This window comes from Streptomyces sp. NBC_00259, from assembly GCF_036181745.1.
Lineage (GTDB): Bacteria > Actinomycetota > Actinomycetes > Streptomycetales > Streptomycetaceae > Streptomyces > Streptomyces pratisoli.
Map to the genome: position 1 here is coordinate 375,861 of NZ_CP108080.1, position 20,947 is coordinate 396,807.

The 20,947-nt window shown below is 72.8% G+C and carries 19 protein-coding genes and 2 pseudogenes; 7 read left to right on the forward strand and 14 right to left on the reverse strand.

Annotated features, from left to right (window positions below; all coding sequences use genetic code 11):
• Positions 1-24 precede the first annotated feature (24 nt).
• Genes OG766_RS01820 through OG766_RS01840 form a run of 5 tightly spaced genes read right to left on the reverse strand, consistent with a single transcriptional unit; the run spans position 25 to position 4,198 of the window.
• Positions 25-1,359 carry a cytochrome P450 gene (locus OG766_RS01820; protein WP_328724368.1) on the reverse strand — a complete coding sequence of 445 codons (1,335 nt, stop codon included), beginning with the start codon at positions 1,357-1,359 and terminating at the stop codon, positions 25-27.
• A complete protein-coding gene (locus tag OG766_RS01825; protein WP_328724369.1) occupies positions 1,356-2,036 on the reverse strand; it encodes a GTP-binding protein in 681 nt (226 codons plus the stop codon). The genes OG766_RS01820 and OG766_RS01825 overlap by 4 nt, the downstream gene beginning before the upstream one ends.
• A complete protein-coding gene (locus tag OG766_RS01830; RefSeq protein ID WP_328724370.1) occupies positions 2,014-2,376 on the reverse strand; it encodes a DUF742 domain-containing protein in 363 nt (120 codons plus the stop codon). The genes OG766_RS01825 and OG766_RS01830 overlap by 23 nt, the downstream gene beginning before the upstream one ends.
• On the reverse strand, positions 2,373-2,819 hold the full coding sequence (locus tag OG766_RS01835) for a roadblock/LC7 domain-containing protein (protein WP_328724371.1): 447 nt from the start codon (positions 2,817-2,819) through the stop codon (positions 2,373-2,375). The genes OG766_RS01830 and OG766_RS01835 overlap by 4 nt, the downstream gene beginning before the upstream one ends.
• Entirely contained in the window at positions 2,816-4,198 is a 1,383-nt protein-coding gene (locus tag OG766_RS01840) for an ATP-binding protein (protein WP_266378383.1), read from the reverse strand. Before OG766_RS01840 ends, OG766_RS01835 begins: the two co-directional genes overlap by 4 nt.
• A 263-nt stretch (positions 4,199-4,461) precedes the next feature.
• Here OG766_RS01840 and OG766_RS01845 point away from each other — a divergent pair, with 263 nt between their 5' ends.
• Together OG766_RS01845 and secD are read left to right on the forward strand one after the other, a co-directional pair.
• Positions 4,462-4,920: a hypothetical protein gene (locus tag OG766_RS01845; protein WP_328724372.1), complete on the forward strand. Its 459-nt coding sequence runs from the start codon at positions 4,462-4,464 to the stop codon at positions 4,918-4,920.
• 30 nt (positions 4,921-4,950) lie between these two features.
• A pseudogene (gene secD / locus OG766_RS01850) lies at positions 4,951-7,151 on the forward strand (protein translocase subunit SecD).
• Between the two features lie 164 nt (positions 7,152-7,315).
• Here the strand turns inward: secD and OG766_RS01855 are convergent.
• The 4 genes and pseudogenes from OG766_RS01855 to OG766_RS01865 form a co-directional block, all read right to left on the reverse strand.
• The gene (locus OG766_RS01855) at positions 7,316-8,080 is read right to left on the reverse strand and encodes a hypothetical protein (RefSeq protein ID WP_328724373.1); all 765 of its coding nucleotides are present in this window, start codon (positions 8,078-8,080) and stop codon (positions 7,316-7,318) included.
• A gap of 194 nt (positions 8,081-8,274) precedes the next feature.
• Positions 8,275-8,576: pseudogene (locus OG766_RS36665) on the reverse strand (GTP-binding protein); the annotation flags it as partial.
• Between the two features lie 48 nt (positions 8,577-8,624).
• A complete protein-coding gene (locus OG766_RS01860; RefSeq protein WP_266377243.1) occupies positions 8,625-9,500 on the reverse strand; it encodes a class II fructose-bisphosphate aldolase in 876 nt (291 codons plus the stop codon).
• 3 nt (positions 9,501-9,503) lie between these two features.
• On the reverse strand, positions 9,504-10,388 hold the full coding sequence (locus OG766_RS01865; RefSeq protein WP_328724374.1) for an SIS domain-containing protein: 885 nt from the start codon (positions 10,386-10,388) through the stop codon (positions 9,504-9,506).
• A 129-nt stretch (positions 10,389-10,517) separates the two neighbouring features.
• Here OG766_RS01865 and OG766_RS01870 point away from each other — a divergent pair, with 129 nt between their 5' ends.
• Positions 10,518-11,297 carry a DeoR/GlpR family DNA-binding transcription regulator gene (locus tag OG766_RS01870; RefSeq protein WP_266377237.1) on the forward strand — a complete coding sequence of 260 codons (780 nt, stop codon included), beginning with the start codon at positions 10,518-10,520 and terminating at the stop codon, positions 11,295-11,297.
• 117 nt (positions 11,298-11,414) lie between these two features.
• Positions 11,415-11,777, forward strand: a complete 363-nt coding sequence (locus OG766_RS01875) for a DUF952 domain-containing protein (protein WP_266377234.1) — start codon at positions 11,415-11,417, stop codon at positions 11,775-11,777.
• Between the two features lie 34 nt (positions 11,778-11,811).
• Here the strand turns inward: OG766_RS01875 and OG766_RS01880 are convergent, their stop codons facing one another.
• Both OG766_RS01880 and OG766_RS01885 read right to left on the reverse strand, forming a co-directional pair.
• Positions 11,812-12,804, reverse strand: coding sequence for an MASE1 domain-containing protein (locus OG766_RS01880; RefSeq protein ID WP_443045592.1), 993 nt, complete (start codon positions 12,802-12,804; stop codon positions 11,812-11,814).
• Positions 12,805-12,897: 93 nt separating this feature from the next.
• Positions 12,898-13,743 carry a PP2C family protein-serine/threonine phosphatase gene (locus OG766_RS01885; protein ID WP_328724375.1) on the reverse strand — a complete coding sequence of 282 codons (846 nt, stop codon included), beginning with the start codon at positions 13,741-13,743 and terminating at the stop codon, positions 12,898-12,900.
• A 154-nt stretch (positions 13,744-13,897) separates the two neighbouring features.
• Between OG766_RS01885 and OG766_RS01890 the strand changes: the two genes are divergently transcribed.
• Both OG766_RS01890 and OG766_RS01895 read left to right on the forward strand, forming a co-directional pair.
• The gene (locus OG766_RS01890; RefSeq protein WP_328724376.1) at positions 13,898-14,326 is read left to right on the forward strand and encodes a nuclear transport factor 2 family protein; all 429 of its coding nucleotides are present in this window, start codon (positions 13,898-13,900) and stop codon (positions 14,324-14,326) included.
• 78 nt (positions 14,327-14,404) lie between these two features.
• Complete coding sequence (locus OG766_RS01895; RefSeq protein WP_266377226.1) at positions 14,405-15,301, forward strand: NAD(P)-dependent oxidoreductase; 897 nt, start codon at positions 14,405-14,407, stop codon at positions 15,299-15,301.
• A 106-nt stretch (positions 15,302-15,407) separates the two neighbouring features.
• On the opposite strand, the gene OG766_RS01900 is transcribed toward OG766_RS01895, so the two are convergent.
• Entirely contained in the window at positions 15,408-16,295 is an 888-nt protein-coding gene (locus OG766_RS01900; RefSeq protein WP_328724377.1) for a YhjD/YihY/BrkB family envelope integrity protein, read from the reverse strand.
• Between the two features lie 195 nt (positions 16,296-16,490).
• Here OG766_RS01900 and OG766_RS01905 point away from each other — a divergent pair, with 195 nt between their 5' ends.
• On the forward strand, positions 16,491-19,229 hold the full coding sequence (locus OG766_RS01905; RefSeq protein WP_328727412.1) for a SpoIIE family protein phosphatase: 2,739 nt from the start codon (positions 16,491-16,493) through the stop codon (positions 19,227-19,229).
• A 22-nt stretch (positions 19,230-19,251) separates the two neighbouring features.
• Here the strand turns inward: OG766_RS01905 and OG766_RS01910 are convergent, their stop codons facing one another.
• Together OG766_RS01910 and OG766_RS01915 are read right to left on the reverse strand one after the other, a co-directional pair.
• Entirely contained in the window at positions 19,252-19,497 is a 246-nt protein-coding gene (locus OG766_RS01910) for a DUF6296 family protein (protein WP_266377221.1), read from the reverse strand.
• Between the two features lie 122 nt (positions 19,498-19,619).
• Positions 19,620-20,909 (reverse strand): ATP-binding protein, encoded by a 1,290-nt coding sequence (locus OG766_RS01915; protein ID WP_328724378.1) that lies wholly within the window; start codon positions 20,907-20,909, stop codon positions 19,620-19,622.
• Positions 20,910-20,947 lie beyond the last annotated feature (38 nt).

Here is a 20,947-nt window from a genome sequence, read left to right on the forward strand (position 1 = left end):
GGTGCGGGGTGGTGGGTGAGGTGCTCAACGGGGCTCTCCTGTCTGTGGCGCTGCGTGGGTGGGACGGTCTGCGCGGTCCGGCCGTGGGTGCCGCTGCGCGAGGGGCAGCTGGGAGTCCGTGAACCGCACGGGCAGCGCGGCGAGCCCCTTGCTCCACGGGGAGGAGATCCAGGCCAGCTCCGACTCCTCGACGGCCAGCTCCAGATCGGGCAGCCGGTGGCGGATGGTGTCCACCGCGGTACGCGTGATCAGCCGGGCCGGGTCCTGGGCGGGGCAGGTGTGCGGTCCCGCCCCGAACGCGAGATGGGAGCGGTTGCCGGCGACAGGACTGCCGCCCGGGGGCAGCACCGACGGGTCGGCGTTGGCCGCGGCGAGTCCGAGGACGAGCATGTCCCCGGCCTTGATGGACTGGCCGCCGAAGGTCAGGTCGCGGGTCGCGTACCGGGCGGGGAAGTTCTGCGTGGGCGGGAAGCGCCACAGCACCAGGTCGAGGGCGTCGTCGACGCTGAGATGACCGCCCGTCAGCGAGGAGCGGAACGCCGGGTCGCACAGCAGGATGCGCAGGGTCGTGGCGATCCAGTTCACGGTGGTCTGGTTGCCCGCGACGAACATCACCACCAGGTTGTGCAGCACCTCCTCGTCGGTGAGCCGGGCCGGGTGGTGCAGCAGCGCGGACGTGACGTCGTCACCGGGTCTGGACCGCTTCTCGTCGATCAGCGCCAGCAGGATCGCGTTCATCCGCCGGCTCGCGTTGGCCGAGTCCGCGTTGGCGACGACCATGCCGGCGATGGCGTGGACCAGTCGCTGGCCGGTCCGGTCGTCGAGGCCGAGGAGCCCGGTGATGACCTGCATGGGCAGCTTGCGCGCGTAGTGCGGTACGAGGTCGGCCTCACGGCGGTCGGCGAACGACGCGATCAGCCGCTCGGCCGCCACCCGTACGCCGCGCCGCAGTTCGTGCCCGTTGATACCGGCGAGCGCGTCGGAGACGGCGGCCCGCATCCGGCGGTGCTGCTGGCCGTCGGCGAACAGCAGCGCGGGCCGCCAGCCGACGAACGGCAGGATCGGCGAGTCCGCGGGCACCCGTCCTTCGCGCAGCAGGCTCCAGTGGCGCGGATCGTGGGAGAAGTCCTGCTCCTCGCGGGTGAGCCGGAGCAGCTCACGGTGGCCGAGGACGAGCCAGGCCGTGATGCCGGGGGCGACGGTGACGGGGGCCACCGGGCCGTGGGTGCGGCGGAGTTCCTCGTACAGGCCGGGCATCGCGTCGCCGTCGAGGTGCGGCCCGTACAGCGCGGTGGCGGCGGGGCGGCGTGCGCCGAAGCCGTCGGCCGGGGGCGGCGAGTAGCCGTGCGGGGTGGTCATGAGGACTCCGTGGCGGCGTCGATGAGATGGCGTACGAGAGCGATCAGGGCCCGGACCGAGGAGTGGGCGTCGCGGGCGTCGCAGGCGACCAGCGGGGTGTTCGGCAGCAGGTCGAGCGCCGTGCGCAGGTCGTCCTCGGTGTGCTGCGGGCTGCCGGGGAACACGTTGACCGCGACGGCGAACGGAAGATCGAGGTCCTCCAGGTTGCCGAGGGCCCCGAACGAGGCGGCCAGGTCGCGGGTGTCGATGAGCGCGAGCGCGCCGAGCGCGCCCTTGGCCAGGTCCCGCCAGGCGGGCAGGAACCGCTGCTGACCCGGGGTGCCGAACAGGTAGAGCACCAGTTCGTCGTCGATCGTGATCCGGCCGAAGTCGAGGGCGACGGTGGTGGTCGTCTTGGCGCGCTCCCCGCCGGTGTCGACGCGGGCGCCGGCCCGGGTCATCATCGCCTCGGTGGACAGCGGACGGATCTCCGAGACGGTCCCGATGAGCGTCGTCTTGCCGACGCCGAGCGGGCCCACGACGAGGATCTTCGCCGCGCCGGCGACGCTCGACGTCAGGTACTTGCCCGCCTGCGCGGCCCCCGGCTCCGCCGCGGACGCCGGGGCTCCCACGGACGCCGGCGGGGCCGCCGGCGCGGCATCCGGGGCCCGGTCGTCAGAGACGGCTTTCGAGGCCATGGAGGACCTTTCTCAGCATGGTCACATCGGCGCGTTCGGCCGGGGGGACGGGCGGGCGGGTCACGATCAGGCCCCAGTCGATGAGATCGGCGAGCAGCACCTGGACCACCGAGGGCGGCTGGCCCAGGTACGCGGCCACCTCGGCGACCGACAGCAGGCCCTGACAGTGCGTCAGGATCATCAGGTGCTCGGGCAGGAGGGACTCCGGTGCGGCGGTGTCCGCGGCCATCACCAGGGTCTCCCAGGACAGCGGCGCGGCCCCGGTGCACGCCCGGCCGCCGGTGATCACGTACGGACGTACCGCGCGGGTGGTGGCCCGTCCGTCCGCGCGGTCCGTCATGAGGACGGACTCGCCGGTTCCCGCGGCTGGGTGCTCAGATGGGCGCCGATCTTCGCCACCAGCACCTGCATCTGCTGGGCGACGAGGCCGACGTCGGCCTCGGTGTCGGTGGCGACGGCGAGATGCGCCCCGGCGCCGGCATGGGTGAACAGCACGAAGCCGTGCTCCGACTCCAGCATCAGCTGGCGCACCCCGGCACCGCCGCCGAACAGCAGCGCGGCGGTGGACCGTCCCGTCATGGTCATCGCGGCGCACGCGGCGGAGAGCGACTCGGCCTCGGGCACGCCGAGCCGGGTGACGGGCCCGGTGAGGTTCTCGGCGGAGTCGTGGCCGAGCCGCAGACCGTCCTCGGACACCACGACGGCGTGTCTGACACCCGGGATCTCGGTCAGCGGGCGCAGCATCCAGCCCAGGTCGGGCAGCCTCGTTATGGCTCCGGTCACGACCGGCCTCCCTCGTGATCGGTGTCGTCGGGCATGGGGGTGGTGGGCTCCAGGGCCGCGCGGCCGCGCCGCGAGCCGGAGACGACGCTGGCGATCGACGCGCGGGCGGCCTCCGGGGTCCAGCTGCCGTCGGGGGGCGCGGGCCGCGGTGCGCGGAGGGTCCGCTCCACGGCCGCTTCGCGGGCGCCGCGCCGGTTGCGGCGCCGCGGCAGTTCGCCCGGCCCCGGGGCCGGGACGCCGCCCGGCACCGGCCCGGCGGCATCGGGCGCGGGGAGGTCCGGCGCGGGATCCGCGGGGCGGGCCGTCGTCCGGGGCGGCTCGTACGGTGCGGGCTGCGGGGCCGCCGCGGGTTCCCGGCGCGGCGCGCTCAGCCGGGACAGCGGCTCGGTGAGCAGCCGGTGGGGTACGAAGGTGACGGCGCGGGTTCCGCCGTACGCCGAGGCGCCCGTCAGCTCGACGTTGAAGCCGAGTTCACGGGACCAGCGGCCGACGCAGGCCAGACCCAGACGGGGCACCGCGCCGAGTCTGGTCAGGTCCAGATCGTCGCGGAGCTGGGCGGTCGCCTGGTGCAGGACGTCCGCAGGCATGCCGAGGCCCGCGTCGTCGATCTCGACGACCGCCCCGGCGCCCACCTCCCGTACCGTCACGACGACCTGGGTGCTGGACGGTGAGAACACCGTGGCGTTCTCCAGGAGTTCGGCGACGGCGTGCATCAGGCCCTCGACGGCGGGCGGTACGACGTAGAGCGTCTGGCCGCCGTGCACCTCGACCCGGCCGAACTCGACGATGCGCGACTGGGCGCCGCGCACACAGTCGTACAGCGACACCGGACGCGTCTCCCGGCGCGCCGGCCAGATGCCGCACATCACGAGCAGCGTCTGGGCCTTGCGGGTCATCTGCGCGGCCGCGTGGTCGGCCTTCATCACCTCGGCCATCAGCCGGGGGTTCTCGATCGAGCGCTCGACCTTGTCCAGAACTTGCTGTTGGACCGTGGCCATCGCGTGCATGGTGCGGGCGACGGATTCGAACGCGGACTGCACGGAGTCGCGCAGGGCGCGCTCCCTGCGCACGGCCTCGTCCGAGCCGAGCGCGGTGACGACCGCGGCCAGGGCCCGCGCGAACTCGGCTCCGGTGTCGGCCTCCGTGGCGACCGGTCCGGGAACGCCGTCCAGCCGCTGACCGGTCCGGGTCCGCTCGGCGATGGCCGGGACGCGGACGGCGGCGAGATGCTCGATCTCGGCGCCGCGGGCCGCTGCCACCTGCGCCGCCCTCGCCCGCTCGAGCCGCTCGGAGGTCAGCGTGCGGCGCAGGGATAACGCCCAGATCAGCAGCGACAGCGCGACGATCGCGCCGCCGCCCGCACTCAGCAGGGCGCCCATGACACGTTGCTTCGGGATACGGCGACCACGGAGAACGAGCCCCTTCCAGACCACGCACGGGCTCCCCGGGCTATCGGGGGCATCCAGATCTTACGGTCAATCGGCCATGACCGAACGCCGGTTGTGCAACTACCGTCACTTTCCGCCAACGTGAGCGGGTGACGTGAATGGCTTTCGGTGCCGGTTTGTCGCATAGTGTGAGCGCGGCTCCGCCTCGCCCTCCGCGAGTGCGACGGCAACCGGGCGATCAGAGGTGCGGATCGATGCGTGCGCGGCGTGCGTCAGCGGTTCCCGCCGCCCTGCTCCTCGTCCTGCTCGCCCTGTTCGGCGGCGGTGCCTTCACCGCGCAGGCGCCCGTCGTGGGCGCGGCCCCGCCGGTGTCCGTGAGCGCGCCGGACGCCGCCGCGCCCTCGCGGCACCTCACGCGACACCTCACGCGGCTCCTGCGCGCCGACGGCACCCGGACACGGCAGGACGGGCCGGGCCGCACCACGGCCGAACAGCCGCACTCCGCCCGGCCGTTGCTCCTCCCGCCGGGATCCGGAGCAGTCGCCCCGCCCCTGCCGCACCTGCCCGTCCCGTGGCACGGGGCGCCGCGGGCACTCCCGGCGCACGACACCGCCCGTACGGCGGCCCCCCTGGCACTGCCGTACGTCCGCGGCCCTCCGGGGACGGCCGGTATCCGGTCCCGTCCCACATCACCGCCGGTACGCCCTTCCTGAGGGCGCACGGCGCCCTCACGGAGGAAACCCATGACCCGCACCACCGTGGTGCGGGCAGTGCTGGCTGCGCTCGTACTGCTCGCATCCGTCGTCATCGCACTCACCCAGTCCCCCAGACTCGGCCTGGATCTCCAGGGCGGCACCCGCATGGTGCTCCAGGCCCGTGACTCCGCGTCCGCCGAGGCGGACGCGGACACCACCGACCGCACCATCGAGGTACTGCGCCACCGCATCGACGCGCTCGGCGTCTCGGAGCCGACCCTCACCCGCTCCGGCGAGAACCGCATCGTGGTCGAACTGCCCGATGTCCAGGACCCCCGCAAGGCGTCCGAGGTCCTGGGCCGCACCGCCCAGCTGAGCTTCCACGCCGTCGAGGAGCCCGCCCCCGAACGCGGAGAAGGACAGCGGGTGCTGCCCGACGAACAGGGCCGGCCGGTCCGGCTCGGCGCGGCCGAACTGTCGGGCGCGGGGGTCGAGGACGCCGTGGCCGCCTTCGACGCCCAGCAGGGAACGGGCTGGCACGTCGCCCTGGACTTCCACCGGGACGCCGCGCGCGACTGGGCACGGCTGACCGGCCAGGCCGCCTGCCACCCGGCGCAGGACGACCGCCGCCGCGTGGCGATCGTCCTGGACGACAAGGTGATCTCCTCCCCGCAGGTGGACCCTTCCGTCGGCTGCCGTTCCGGAATCGCGTCCGGCTCCACACGGATCACCGGCGCCTTCGGCGCCACGGAGGCCAAGGAACTCGCCCTGCTGATCAAGGGCGGGGCGCTTCCGGTACCGGTCGACACCATGGAACAGCGGACCGTGGGCCCGACGCTCGGCACGGAGGCGATCAGCGCCGGGGCCCGGGCCGCCGCGATCGGTGCGGCCCTCACCGCCCTGTTCATCACCTTCGTCTACCGGCTCTTCGGCGCACTGGCGGCGATCGCGCTCGCGGCGTACGGGGTCATCTCGTACGCCGCGCTGGTGGTCCTCGGTGTCACCCTGACGCTGCCCGGACTGGCCGGTTTCGTCCTCGCGATCGGCATGGCCGTGGATGCCGACGTGCTGGCCTTCGAACGGGCCAGGGAGGAGTACGCGAACGGTGCGCGCCGCTCCCTGCGCAGCGCGGTGACGGCCGGCTTCCGCAACGCGTGGAGCGCGGTCGCCGACTCCAACGCCACCACGCTGCTCGCGGCCGGGCTGTTGTTCCTTCTCGGCTCCGGTCCGGTGAAGGGCTTCGGCATCACCCTCGCGATCGGCGTCGTCGTCTCGATGTTCTCCGCCCTGGTCATCGCGCGGGCCCTGACCGACGTCGCCGCCCGGATCCGCTTCGTCTCCGACTACCGGGACGTCAACGGCGTGGGCCGACCGGGACGCGTGAGGACCTTCCTGATCCGGCGCCGGCCGCGGCTATTGCGCGCTCCCAGGCGCTGGCTCGCGGTGTCGGCGGCGCTCGTCGCGGTCGCCGTCCTCGGCATCGTCGTGCGCGGGGTGAACCTCGGGGTGGAGTTCACCGGAGGCCGGCTCGTCGAGTACGCCACGGCCCGGCCGGTGGACGTCGGCACGGCCCGTGACGCGATCGCGGACGCCGGATTCGCCCATGCCGAGGTGACCACGGCGGCGGCGAGACGACGAAGGTCCGCGACGAACTGATCGGCCCCAGTCTGGGCGACGAACTGCGGCGCAACGCCCTGCTCGCGCTGGCCGTCGCGGTGGCCGCCCAACTGGTCTATCTGGCGGCCCGGTTTCGCTGGACGTTCGCGGTGGGGTGCGTCGGCGCGCTCGTGCACGACGTGATCATCGTGATCGGCGCCTTTGCGTGGCTGGGTCGGCCGGTCGACGGCATCTTCCTCGCCGCGCTGCTGACGGTCATCGGCTACTCGGTGAACGACTCGGTGGTCGTGTTCGACCGGATCAGGGAGCTCCGGCGCAAGGGCCGGGGGGCCGCGCTGCCCGCTCTCGCGAACACGGCGGTCCTGCAGACCGTTCCCCGAACGGTCAACACGGGGATGGGCGCGCTGTTCATCCTCGGCGCACTGGCCGTGCTGGGCAGGGACTCACTGGGCGGCTTCGCGCTCGCGCTGCTCATCGGCATCTTCGTGGGCACGTACTCGTCGGTGCTGACGGCGGTCCCCGCGGCGCTGGTCCTCGAAGGCCGGTGGGCGGCGCCCACCGCCGCGGCGGACAGACGCTCGCGTCCCGCGTCGAGGCGCCGTGACCCGAGCGACAACGGGGCGCGCGTCTGACCCGGGAGCCGCTCCGCCGGTGCCGGTTCCGTGCCCACTTCGGGCAGGAGCCGGCACCGGTCCCCGGCCGGGACGCGGCACCTCTGCCGACGCGTTCCGGTGCGGTCCGCCCACGCCGGCCGTGGACCGGTCGGGCGCCGGGCGGAACTCCGCGGCCTGCCGGGTCAGGACATCCCGGCCGCCTCGATCGCCTTCGCGAGCTTGGAGGTCTGACGCCCGTGGAGATCGTTCGGCAGGTCGGCCTTCTTCGGGTCCAACAGGTTGAGCGTGAAGAACACGGCCACGTTCCGGCCCTGCCGCATGGCCGTGACCTGCATGGGCATCGCCGAGCCCTGCGCCGTTCCGGTCATCCTCCAGGCCACCGACTCGTCGCCGCCCTCGGGGGCCTTCTCCTCCTTCACGGCCACGTACTTCACGGTGGACCCGCCGCTGTTCCCGGTGGTCGAGAAGCCGGCGCCGCAGGTGGCGAGCGCCTTGCGGACGTCCGCGACCGTCCGCCGGGCGTCGTCGCCCTCGTACGAGAACAGGCTGACGGTCACGGTCAGGCCGGGATTGCCGGTGGACACGAAGGACCGGCTCGCGAAGTCGACGGCCTCGGGGGTACGGGCCGTGCCGGACGCGGTCATGTCGGCGAGCGGGCGGCACTCCTCCCGGTCGGCCTGCGGCCGCAGCTCCGAGGGGCTGATCTCCTGGGCCTGGTAGGAGCGCAGTTCGGACTGGGTGACGAGCGCTTTCCTGATCGTGTCGCCGCGGAGCACGGCCAGGCCGGCGGCGGCCTTCTGCGGGCCGGCGAGGGGTTTGCCGGAGGGCGAGGACGAGCCCTGTCCGTCGGAGGAGCCGGTGCAGCCGGTCAGCAGCGCGGCGGTCGCGGCACCCACGAGGGCGAGCGCGCCGCTGCGCCGCAGGGCCGGGAGCGAGATGTGGGGCATGGGGATCCTGTCGGTCGGTACGGCGGCGGGCGGCTCGCGACTCCCGGCTCCTGGTGTGCCGGGCGCCCGTACCATCAAGCGCACTCCGCCGCCCGCGGATGACGAGTGGCGAGGAAAGTGTGGCGCGCGTCACGCCGCGAAACCGGTAGGGGCCGTGCGGGGTTGGGCCGTTCCGGTGGCCGTGCGGGCGGGATTCACCGGACCCGCCGTACGACGTGCAGGAGGTACTCCTTGCGGTCGAGCGGACTGTGGTCCGTGCGCGGCCGGGCCGGAGGCGTGCCGGTGACCGGGGCGTACCGGTCGAAGGCGCACTCCAGTACCGACTCGCCCCGCGTCGGTCCGGCAGCCGCTGCTCCAGTCGGTGCACGCGGTCGGCCGGGATCTCGCCCTCCAGCGTGCACGAGGTGCCCCGCGGCACGGTGGTCCGCGGCACCGCACGGTGCCGGGCCGGCAGGGAGAGCACCGGTGCGCATGACCGGCTTCTCTGCAGTGGCTGTTGCCGGCAGTGCAGCAGACGGCCGGATCGGGGGCAACCGAGTTTGCGCTACCCGGCCGTGGGCACCGGCTCCCCCGCCCGCAGGACGCCGATCAGCGAGGTGACCGTCTCGGCCATGGCGCGCCGCCCGACCGAGAGGTACTTGCGGGAGTCCACCGCGTCGGCGTTCGCGGCCAGATACTCACGGATGGCGCCGGTCATGGCGAGGTTGAGCGCGGTGCCGATGTTGACCTTCGCGATCCCGCCCGACACGGCCGCCGACAGTTCTCCGTCCGGTACGCCCGAGGAGCCGTGCAGCACCAGGGGCACGTCCAGCGCCCCGGCCAGCCGGGCCAGCAGCTCATGGTCGAGCGAGGCCGTGCGGGCCGTCATCGCGTGGCTGCTGCCGATGGCGACGGCGAGCGCGTCCACGCCGGACTCCTCGACGAACGTCCGGGCCTCCCCCGGTTCGGTACGGGCCCCGGGGGCGTGCGCGTCGCGCGGCGGAGCGCCGTCCTTGCCGCCGACCTCGCCCAGTTCGGCCTCGATCCAGAGGCCGTTGGCGTGCGCCCAGTCGGCGGCGGACCGGGTCGAGGCGAGGTTCTCCGCGTACGACAGGTGCGCGGCGTCGTACATCACGGAACTGAACCCGGCGTCGGCGGCCTGCCGCAGCAGTTGCCCGCTGGTGACGTGGTCCAGGTGGAGCGCGACGGGCACCGCGGCCTCCTCGGCCGCCGCCACGGCGGCCCTGGCGAGCGGACGCACCCGGTTGTAGCGGTACTTCACCGCGTTCTCGCTGATCTGGAGGACGACGGGCGAACCCGCGGTCTCCGCCCCGGCGATGACGGCCTCGGCGTGCTCCAGCGTGATGATGTTGAAGGCGGCCACGGCGCGGCGTTCCGCGGCGGCCTCGGCGACCAGCGTTCCGGTCTCGGCGAGCGGCATCGGTCAGGCTCCGGAAAGGATGACGGAACGGGTGAGGTGGCGCGGGCTGTCCGGGTCCAGTCCGCGCGCCTCGGCGACGGCGACGGCGAGGCGCTGGGCGCGTACCAGCTCGGCGAGCGGGTCGAGTCCGCCGGCGACCCACATCCCGCCGGTGGCGTGCACCTCGTCGGCCAGCCCGGCGGGGGCGTCCCCGATCATCCAGGTGGCGGTGCCGCGCGTGGTGACGCTGATCGGTCCGTGCCGGTACTCCATGGCCGGGTACGCCTCGGCCCAGGAGGACGACGACTCCCGCACCTTGAGCGCCGCCTCGCTGGCGAGGCCGACGGTCCAGCCGCGGCCGAGGAAGGTGAACTGCGAGCAGCCGGCGAGCCATTCGGGGAGCGGCTCCGCCAGCGCGTCACGGGCGTCGTCCACGACCGCGTCGGAGTGCAGTCCCGCGTGCGCACGCAGCAGGGTGAGGGCGGTGGTCGCGAACCGGGTCTGGACCACGGACCTCTCGTCGGCGAAGTCGAGGACGACCGTCTCGTCGGCGACGGTCATCACGGGCGTGGCGGGGTCGGCGGTGATCGCGGTCGTACGGGTCCGTCCACGCAGCCGGGCGAGGAGTTCGAGCACCTCGGTGGTGGTGCCGGAACGGGTGAGGGCGACGACCCGGTCATAGGTGCGGCCGAGGGGGAACTCGGAGGCGGCGAAGGCGTCCGACTCGCCCTGGCCCGCTCCTTCGCGCAGCGCAGCCGCCGCCTGACTCATGAACAGGGACGTCCCGCAGCCGACGAAGGCCACCCGCTCGCCCGCAGCCGGAAGCCCCCCGACCTGGCTCGCGGCGAGCTCCGCGGCCCGGTTCCAACACTCGGGCTGGCTCGCCAGCTCGTTCGCGACATGGCTCATGTCCGCGCTCCACCTTTCAACGTGTGTGCATCTTTTTGCAAGATAGCGCGAGCTTTCAAGCATCTTCAAGCATTGCGGCGAGTGACGTGCGATAAAGTCACGACGAACGTTCGAGGAAGGGAGCGCCGGATGTCACGCGACGCCCGCTGGAAGGCACTGCTGGAGCTACTGGTCGAGCAGGGCAGGCTGGACGTCGAGGAGGCAGCGGCGGCACTGGACGTCTCGGCCGCGACCATCCGGCGCGACTTCGACCAGCTCGCCGAGCAGCAGATGCTCGTACGCACCCGTGGCGGCGCCGTCGTGCACGGAGTCTCGTACGAACTCCCCCTGCGCTACAAGACATCGCGGCACGCGGAGGAGAAGCACCGCATCAGCGCGGCGGTCGCCAAACTCATCTCGCCCGGGGAGGTGGTCGGCTTCACCGGTGGCACCACGACCACCGAGGTCGCCCGGGCGCTGGCGGCGCGCCCCGATCTGGCCACGGGCTCCCCGGCGCTCACGATCGTCACCAACGCCCTCAACATCGCCAACGAGCTGGCGATCCGCCCCCAGTTCAAGATCGTCGTCACGGGCGGGGTGGCACGCCCCCAGTCGTACGAGCTCATCGGCCCGCTCGCCGACGGGGTGCTCAGCCAGATCACCCTGGACGTCGCGGTCCTCGGGGTGAACGCGTTCGACGTGGTCCACGGCGCCGCCGCCCATGACGAGGACGAGGCCGCGATCAACCGGTTGCTGTGCGAGCGTGCGCAGCGGGTGGTCGTCGCCGCGGACTCCACCAAGCTGGGCGCCCGCGCCTTCGCCCGCATCTGTGCCACGGAGGAGGTCGACACCCTGGTCACGGACGCCGCCGTGACCGAGGAGACCGCCGCCCGCTTCACGGAGGCGGGTGTGACGGTGGTCCGGGCGTAAGGGCACGACCCTGGTCCGGGCGTGACCCTCGGCCGGTGCGGCGGTCGTCCGGGCCTGGGCATCGGCCGGATGCGAGCGCTGTCCCGCAACAGCCGTCGGCAGGGCTATAACTGACCCATGATCATGCACGTGGTAGCGCTCGACGACTGGCTCGCCATCCCGGAACGGGCATACGCCCCCGCGTCCCTTTCCGCGGAGGGTTTCGTCCACTGCTCACCCGACGAAGCCACCACCCTCGCGGTCGTCGACGCCTACTACCGTGACGTGCCCGGCCCGTTGATGGCCCTGCTGATCGACGAGACGAAGCTCCTCGCCCCGGTCCGCCTCGAACCCGCGGGCTCGGCACCGCCACCGGGCGTCGCACCCGGCACCCTCTTCCCGCATGTCTACGGGCCGATCGACCGCACGGCGGTCGAGGGCATGGTGGAGATCCAGCGCGACGGGACCGGCCGGGCGGTGGGCTTCACCCCCTGGGCCTGACGGGCGGCGGGGCGTACGGACCGCCTCCTCCGGGTCAGATGCCCTTGTCCTGGGGTGGCGGCCAGCGGCGGGCCGCATCGCTGCCGGGGACGAGACGGTCCACCACCTCGGCCAGCTCGCTGCACGCCAGCTCGATCTTGTGGCGGACGGTGTACTGCTCGGTGACGATCGCGGAGAGCAGCAGTCCGGTCAGGGCCGCGGAACCGTTGAGGGCCTGCAGCGTACTCATGATCGCGAGAAGGCTCTGTCCGGAGAACGGCCCCGTCACATCGGTGGCGGCCGAGATCGCCACGACCGACACGATCAGGACGCAGGGCGCGGCCCCGATCAGCTGGAAGCGCAGCGCCGCCCACATCAGCAGCGGGAACACCAGGAACAGCAGCGTGAGCGCGGTGTGGGTGACGGCGATGGTGACGGCGGCGACGCTGACGAGCAGGAAGCCGGCCTCCACCCACCGGGCGGGACGCATGCCCTCGGGCCACCGGACCGTGCGGCAGACCAGCAGCAGGGGGGTCACGACCAGGACACCCATGGCGTCCCCGGCCCACCATGCCGACCAGATCTGCCAGAAGTCGTCGGTCGGGAGCACGCCGGCGAGCACGAGCACACCGGCCCCGACGGTCGCGCTGATCAGCATCCCGGCCAGTGCCCCGATGAACACGAGCGCGAGGCCGTCACGCAGCCGGTCGAGCTGGGTGCGGAAACCGACCCGCCGGAGCATCAGATACGCGCAGACCGGGGCGAGGGTGTTCCCGGCGAGGACGCCGAGGGAGTAGGTCTCGAACGGGCTGATGACCAGGATGAGCAGGAAGGTGCCGAGGGCGATCCCCGGCCAGACCCGGAGCCCGAACCAGAGCAGACAGGTCAGGGCGATGCCCGTGGGCGGCCAGAGCGGGGTGACGACCGCGCCTCCGACGTCCACCTGCAGCGTGAGCCCGACACGTCCCGCCACGAAGTAGACGGCGGCGACGGCGAGCATCAGGAGGACGACTGCGCCGCTACGGCGGATTTCCTGGATACGGGCCACAGCAGCCATCTCACAACGCCGCCGCGCCCCGCACCCGCATGACACGCGCCGCCGGGCCCGAGGGCACCGGTGCGCCGGAGGGACCGCCGGTGGCTACCCCGCCCCGCCCTCGGGCCCGGCCGGCGCCGCGTCATGGCAGAGCACCAGCACCGCGGCGTCGTCCGTGTGGCCGGTGAACTCGGCCGCCTTCATGACCTCGGCGGCCAGGACGTCGGCATCGGCGCCGGTTCCGGCCGCCACCACCCGGGTCACCCGCGCGAGGCCCGCCTCGATCGGCACGGCGGGCCCTTCGATCACCCCGTCCGTCAGCAGCACGAAGGCACCGCCCTGGGTCAGTCGGCGCGTGGTCACCGGGTACGCCTCGCCCGGCTCGATGCCGAGCGGCAGCCCGCCGGGGTCCTGCGCGGCCTCGCACCAGCCGTCGGCCGTGCCCCAGACGGCCGGGACATGACCGGCCCGGGCGCTCTCCAGCACCCACGTCGTCGGGTCGAAGCGGAGGAAGGTGCAGGTCGCGAAGAGGTCCCGGCCGACCGACACCAGCAGGTCGTTGGCCCGTCCGAGCACCTCGCCCGGGTCGGTCGCCGCCAGCGCCACGGCACGCAGGCCTATGCGTATCTGCCCCATGAAGGCCGCGGCCTCGACGTCATGGCCCTGTACGTCGCCGATGGAGAACCCCAGCGAACCGTCGGGCATCACGAAGCCGTCGTACCAGTCGCCGCCTATGTCGAGTCCGTCGCGGGCGGGGGCGTACCTGGCCGCGGTCCGCAGCCCTGGCAGGGACGGCAGTGTCTCCGGAAGCATCTCGCGCTGAAGGGCCTCGGCCAGATCGACGCGGGCGCGCTGCTCCTCGGCGCCCTGTCGCGCCTGTGCGGTGAGCAGCCCGAGGGTCGTCAAGAGGTCGTCGGCGCTCGCCGACCGCGGAAGACGACGCGGCGTCATGGACCTCTCCGGAGTGCATCCGTTCCTGCGCCCTGCGGAAACCTGCGGAAACCGTCGTTCATTTTACTTCCGGTGCGGTACGACCGCTTGATGAACAGCTCCATAGTCAACAAAATGACTAGACACATTGTTGAGCAGTGAGTGAGGAGCCGTGATGGAGACCGCAGACCGTTTCAAGGCCGCCGTGGAGAAGCGCGACCTCGGCGCGCTGGACGACCTGTTCACCGAGGACGTACGCCTCTACAGCCCGGTCAAGTTCACGCCCTTCGAGGGCAGGGTGATGGTCCTGGGGCTGTTCGGCGTACTGCTGCGCACGTTCGAGGGGTTCCACTACATCGGGAGGTTCGACGGCACGGCCGAGACCAGCGCGGACGGCGCCGAGGCCCCCTCGGAGATCCTGATGTTCCGGGCCGAGGTGCAGGGCAAGCAGATCCACGGCATCGACATGCTGCAGTTCGACGACGCGGGCAGGATCAAGGAGTTCACGGTGATGGTCCGCCCGCAGTCGGCGGTGCACGCGCTGGGCGAGGCGGTCCTCGCGGGCCTGGTCGCCGACGGGCTCGTACCGGAGCAGCAGCCATAGGATCACCCCCGGGGATCTCCTCACGGAGATCCCCGCTTCGGGGGGCTTCGGGGGGACAGAGCCCGGGAGGCGACGCAGGTGACCGCACCGACAGCTGACAACACGAAGGCCCGTCCCACGGTGGCCCTGCTGGGCACCGGGATCATGGGCGCGGGCATGGCGCGCTCCCTGCTCCGCGCGGGCCTGCCCGTCCGGGTCTGGAACCGCACCCGGGAGAAGGCGGAGGCTCTGGTGGCGGACGGGGCGTACGGCGCCGCGTCGCCCGCCGAGGCGGTCGACGGTGCGGATGTGGTGCTGACCATGCTCAACGACGGGCCCCGGGTGCTCGCCGTGATGCGTGAGGCGGCGGACGCTCTCGCGGCCGGAACGGTATGGGCCCAGTCCGCCACGGTCGGCGACGCCGCGACGGCGGAGCTGGCCGGCTTCGCGCGCGAGCGGTCCCTCACGTTCGTGGACGCGCCGGTGCTCGGCAGCCGACAGCCGGCCGAGCAGGGCGAACTGCTCGTCCTGGCGGCGGGCCCGGCCTCCGCACGGGACGTCCTCGCCCCGGTGTTCGACGCCGTGGGACGGCGGACTCTCTGGGTGGGGGACGACGGTGCCACCGCGGCGGCGAGCCGGCTGAAGCTGGTGCTGAACGGCTGGGTCTCGGCACTCAACCACGCCGCGGCCGAGGCGATGAGCCTGGCCCGCGGGCTGGACGTCGACCCGCAGGCGTTCCTCGACGCCGTGGCGGGCGGGGTGCTGGACAACGGCTATCTGCGCGTCAAGGCCGCGGCGATCCTGGCCGACGACTTCTCCCCCAGCTTCAGCGTCACCAACGCGCTCAAGGACGGCCGGCTGATCGTCGAGGCCGGTGAACGCGCCGGGGTGCGGCTGGACCTCGCACAGGCCGGCGTGGCGCGCTTCGAACGGGTGGAGCGCGACGGGCGAGGCGGGGACGACATGGCCGCGTCCTACTTCGCGTCGTTCGACTGACGATCCGGCCGACGATCCGGCTGACGAGCGGGCTGCCGAGTCGGCTGACGACCGACGATCCGGCTGACGAGCCGTCCGTGTCCACCTCGTCCGGCAGGCGGCCGCTTCACGCCTGCGGCGCCTGCGGCGGGGGTTCGTACAGTTCACCGGTGAGCCTGCGCCGTACCTCGTACTCGTGGAAGAGCCGCCCCACCAGCGCCCCTCCGTAGACGACGAAACCCACCCCGACCAGCCAGGACTGAAGGACCAGCACGGTCCCGATCGACCCGTACGTCACGGCGTTCGTCGCGATCAGGGGCGAGAACACGAACTGGGAGAAGACCCGAAGCCCGAGCAGCCCGACCGCCGTCGCCACGGCGCCGGGGACCAGCGCGCGCCAGCGGAGCCGGCCGCACAGCAGCAGCCACTGCGACCACCAGAAGAAGACGAAGGTGCCCAGCAGGTCGACGGCGGGAACCAGCACCCTCTCCAGCGTGGAGGCCTCCGCCGGGGTAGGCGTGTTGACGAAGAGCAGCAGCGCGACCACCAGTACCGCGAGCCAGACGACGTGCCGCCACATCGTGTGCCACCGCGCCGTCGGCAGGTCCCACACACGCTCGTAGCCGGTCTGCACGGCGGATCCGAACGTCACCCCGAACGCGGCCAGCGCGGCGAGACCGAACGCCGTGGTCCTCTGCAGCGCCTCCCCCGGCCGGCCGAAGAGGTCCGCGACCTCCTCCTGCGACACCTGCGACGACACACCGAGCCCCTGCACCAGCCACTTGGCGAAGCCCTGGCCACTCGCCGGGTCGGCCGCGGCGACGACGACCAGCAGCGGTACGAGAGTGAGGAAGCAGAGCGCCGCGAACCCCATGGCACGGTGCAGCAGCTCCATCTCGCGCCCACGGTTCCAGGCGAGCCCGGCCACCGAGGTCATCAACCGACCGTAGAGCCGTGCGAACCAGTGACCGCGGCGCGCCCGGTCGTGGTCCGGCTCGCCGAATCTGAAGGGCATGTGCCCTCGCCTACCCGGAAGCGCGACGTGAACAGTCCGGTGTGCCCCCGAACGGGTGTCGCGTGCGAACCGCTCCCGTCCGGGCCGGGTTCCACGTGGCTCCACCCGGTCGTTGACCGGTCGCCCCTTGGGGCGGGCCAGTGTTAGAACTGGGACATGATCGGACGTCCCCGCCGGTCCTGGCTGACGGCGGTCATGCCGTCCAGCCGCCCGCGCTCGCGCGATCAGCGCGAGCGCCCGGGGTGGCGTCGTCGTCTGCAGTCGGCACTCAGCGTGCACAGCCTCGCCACCCAGGTGTTCCTCCTGCAGGCGATCGTGGTGATCCTGCTCGTCATCGCCGCGGCGGTCGCCCTGGTCCTGCAGGCGAAGTACGACAGCTACGAGGACGCCCACAACCGCTCCCTCGCCGCGGCAGAGACCTTCGCGCACGCGCCCGGCACCGCCGCGGCCCTCGAGTCCTCCGATCCGACCGCCGTCCTGCAGCCAGCCACCGAGAAGGCCCAGCGCGGCGCCGGGGTCGACTTCATCTCCGTACTGGGCAAGGACGGGATCCGCTACACCGACCCGGAGCCGCAGCTGATCGGACAGCGCGTGGAGGGCGACGTCTCGCGGGCGGCCGCGGGAAAGTCTTTCACCGAGACGTTCGAGGGCGAGCCGCACAACGCGGTACGGGCCGTCGTCCCCGTGCTCGACTCCGGCAGACGCGTCGTCGGCCTCGTCAGCGCCGGCATCCAGGTCGCGAACGTCGGCGATCTGCTGGACCGGCAACTGCCGGTCCTGCTGACCTCGGCCGCCGGCGCGCTGGTGCTCGCCACCGGCGGGGCGGCGCTGGTCAGCCGGCGGCTGCGGCGGCAGACCCACGGGCTCGACCCGGCCGAGATGACCCGGATGTACGAGCACCACGACGCCGTTCTGCACGCGGTGCGCGAGGGCGTCCTGATCGTCGGCGGCGACGGCCGGCTGCTGCTCGCCAACGACGAGGCGCGGCGGCTGCTCGATCTGCCCGCCGACGCGGACCGCCGGCCTGTGACCGAGCTGCACCTCGGCCCGAGCTTCACCCGGCTGCTGGTGTCGGGCAAGGAGGTCTCCGACGAGGTGTTCCTCTCCGGGGACCGGCTGCTGGCCGTCAACACGCGGCCCACGGCCCCGTACGGCGGAGTGACCGGCCTGGTGGCGAGCCTTCGCGACACCACCGAGCTGCGGGCCCTGTCGGGACGGGCCGAGGTGGCCCGGGAGCGTCTGACACTCCTGTACGAGGCCGGGGTGCGGATCGGTACGACGCTGGACGTGCGCAGGACGGCGAGGGAGCTCGCGGAGGTGGCCGTCCCGCGGTTCGCCGACTTCGTCACCGTGGAACTGCTCGATCCCGTGCTGCGTGGTGACGAACCCACGGGTGTGCTCAGCGAGATGCGGCGCACCGCGCTCAGCGGCATCCGGGAGGACCATCCCCTCCAGCCGGTCGGCGATCTCATCCCGATCAACGTCACCCCGATGACGACGGCGCTCGACAACGGCCGGGCGCTGATCGAACCGGATCTCGCCACGTCCGGGACCTGGGGGATCGAGGACCCGGAAGGGGCCAGGCAGGCGCTGGCGTACGGCATCAGCTCGCTGATCACCGTGCCGCTCCAGGCCCGTGGCGTCGTGCTCGGCCTGGTCAACTTCTGGCGGTCGGCGGACGCCCCGCGCTTCGACGAGGAGGACACCTCGTTCGCCGAGGAGCTCGCGGCCCGGGCGGCGGTGGCGATCGACAACGCACGACGGTTCACGCGGGAGCACGCGATGGCGGTGACGCTGCAGCGGAGTCTGCTCCCCCGGGATCTGCCCGAGCAGGACGCGCTCGACGTGGCCTGGCGGTATCTGCCCGCGCAGGCGGGAGTGGGCGGCGACTGGTTCGACGTGATCCCGCTGCCGGGGCTGCGGGTCGCGCTGGTCGTCGGGGACGTCGTCGGGCACGGGATGCACGCCGCGGCCACGATGGGCCGGCTGCGGACGGCCATCCTCAACTTCTCCTCGCTCGACCTGCCGCCCGCCGATCTCCTCGCCCACCTCGACGACCTGGTGCTGCGCATCGACGCGGACCAGGCGCCCGGGTCGGAGGTCGACCGGACGACGGTGACCGGCGCGACCTGTCTGTACGCGATCTACGACTCGGTCAGCGGACGCTGCACCCTCGCCCATGCCGGGCACCTCGCGCCCGCGTTCGTCGACCCCTGGAACGGGGTGACGTTTCCGGAGCTGCCCGTGTCGCCGCCGCTCGGCGTCGGCGGCCATCCGTTCGAGGAGACCGAGGTGGATCTGGCCGAGGGCAGCCGGCTCGTGCTCTTCACCGACGGGCTGGTCGAGGACCGGCACCGGGACGTCGACGAGGGACTGGCGCTGCTGAGCAGCGCGATCGCACCGGCCGGGCTGACGCCCGAGGAGACCTGTCTCGCCGTGACGGACGCGATGCTGCCCGGCCAGCCCACCGACGACATCGCGCTCCTCGTCGCCCGCACCCGGCGCCTCGACCGGTACAGGTCCGCGGTGTGGGACGTACCGCTCGACGTGTCGGCCGTGTCCCGGGTCCGGGCCGAGGCGGGGCGGCGGCTCGAGGAATGGGGACTGGAGGAGTCCGTCTTCGTCACCGAACTCGTGCTGAGCGAACTGGTGACCAACGCGATCCGCTACGGCGCCGACCCCGTGCAGGTGCGGCTGTTGTACGGCCGCACACTCTTCTGCGAGGTCTCCGACGGCAGCAGCACCTCACCGCACCTCCGCCGCGCCGCCGCGACGGACGAGGGCGGCCGCGGCCTCTTCCTCGTCGCGCAGTTCTCCCAGCGCTGGGGCACACGCTATGTGAGCCCAGGCAAGATCATCTGGGCGGAGATCGCCCTGGGCGCGGAGCTCCCGGAGGCCTCCGTGACGATGTTCGACGACGAACTGGCCTGGTGAGCCGCCCGTCCGCCGGTTGCGGCTAGGGCTGGACCACGGGTCTGACCTCGACACCGGAGGCGGGCTGCTGGTGGCCGCCGCTGGCGATCATGCGGACCTCGCCGCGGTCGCTGATCTCCGCCTGGACGATGCCGGTGTCATCGGCGTAGATCGGATGCCCGCCCGGTCCCTTGCGGTCGGTGCGGTGCACCACGACGGCGTCCTCGCCGTCGGGCACCGACGCGGCCCCACCTGTGAAGACCAGTTCGAACGCTTCGTCCCGACCCATGAGGCCCTCCTTCGCGGCGATCCGCGCATCGCATCCGGCGACAGCCCTGAATGGCCATTATGCGACTTTTATCCGAATCGCGATCGATGAGTGGGGGCCCGGCCGCCGAGCGGGGCGGACGCTCAGAACCGCGCGTGAGCCGTGATGTCCTCGTCGAACCGGTCGATCATCGCGGGCGTCACGCTCGGCCGGCACTGGGCGATCGCCGCGAGATGGTCCTCGGTGCTCGCGCCGGGCACCCGCCGCCTGTCCGCGCCGCCCGCGATCCCCTCCAGATCCCGCTCGAACGCGGCCTGCGCGGCGATCCGGGCCGCGTGCTCGATGTCGGCCGGGGTGAACAGCTCGCTCGCGGCCACCAGCTCCGGCACGTCGACATCGGCCCGCCCGTCCGTGTAGCGGGACCAGATCGCCGAGCGCGCCGCCGGATCCGGCGTACCGATCGGGATCACGTAGTCGAACCGTCCGGGCCGCAGGAACGCGGGGTCGAGCGACCGTATCGAGTTGGTGGCACACACGAGCAGCCGCTCGTCGCCCTCACGGAAGCGGGGAATCAGCTTGAGCAGTTCGTTCGTGACCCCGTGCATCCCGCCGGGCTGCGCGGGCTCGGCACGCACCGGGGCGATCTCCTCGGCCTCGTCGATGAAGACGAGGACCCGCTCCAGCTCCGCGATCCGGGCGAAGGCGCTCCGCAGCGCCGCCGCCGGATTGCCCTCGTCGGCGAGGCGGGACGGCAGCAGCTCGACGAAGGGCCAGCCGAGCCGGGACGCGATGCCCCGGGCGAACGTCGTCTTCCCCGTCCCGGGCGGACCGAACAGCGCGATGGCCCGCGGTGGCCGGACGCCGTGCCGCGCGGCCCGCTCGGGCTGCGCCAGCGGCAGCACGACACGCCGCTCGATCAGGTCCTTCTCGGTCTCCATCCCGGCCACCTTCGCCCACAGGTCGCCCGGCAGGAACCGTCCGCCGAGGTCCTCCAGCAGACTGGCCGCCGGGCCGTGGACCGGCTCGGCCTTCTCGAAGTAGGCGACGGCCGGCCGGCGTGTGTAGCCCGCGTTCAGCAGCCCCTCGCCGAGCAGTTCCTCCTCGGGCAGCACGTACGCGATACGGCCCACCCGCGCGGCGACGAGCCGCCGCTCCAGCTCCACCAGCAGGGCACTGGCCACACCCCGCCCCCGCCAGGCGGAGGCGATGGCGATCCGCATGACCCAAGCCCGCTCACCGGCCACGGTCGCGAGCGCCGCGCCGATGGGGACTCCCTGGTGGACGGCGACGACGGCGGGCTGCCGGGAAGTAAGCGCACCGATGCACTCGGCGAGGGAGAAGACGGACTCCTGGCCGAGTTCGGCCGTCGTGTCGATCAGGTGGACGACCGCCGCGAGATCGCTCTCGCGGTAGTCGTGGATGAGCCAGTTCACCGGTACCGCCCCTCGTTCCTCGTGCGCGTCGCACCGCT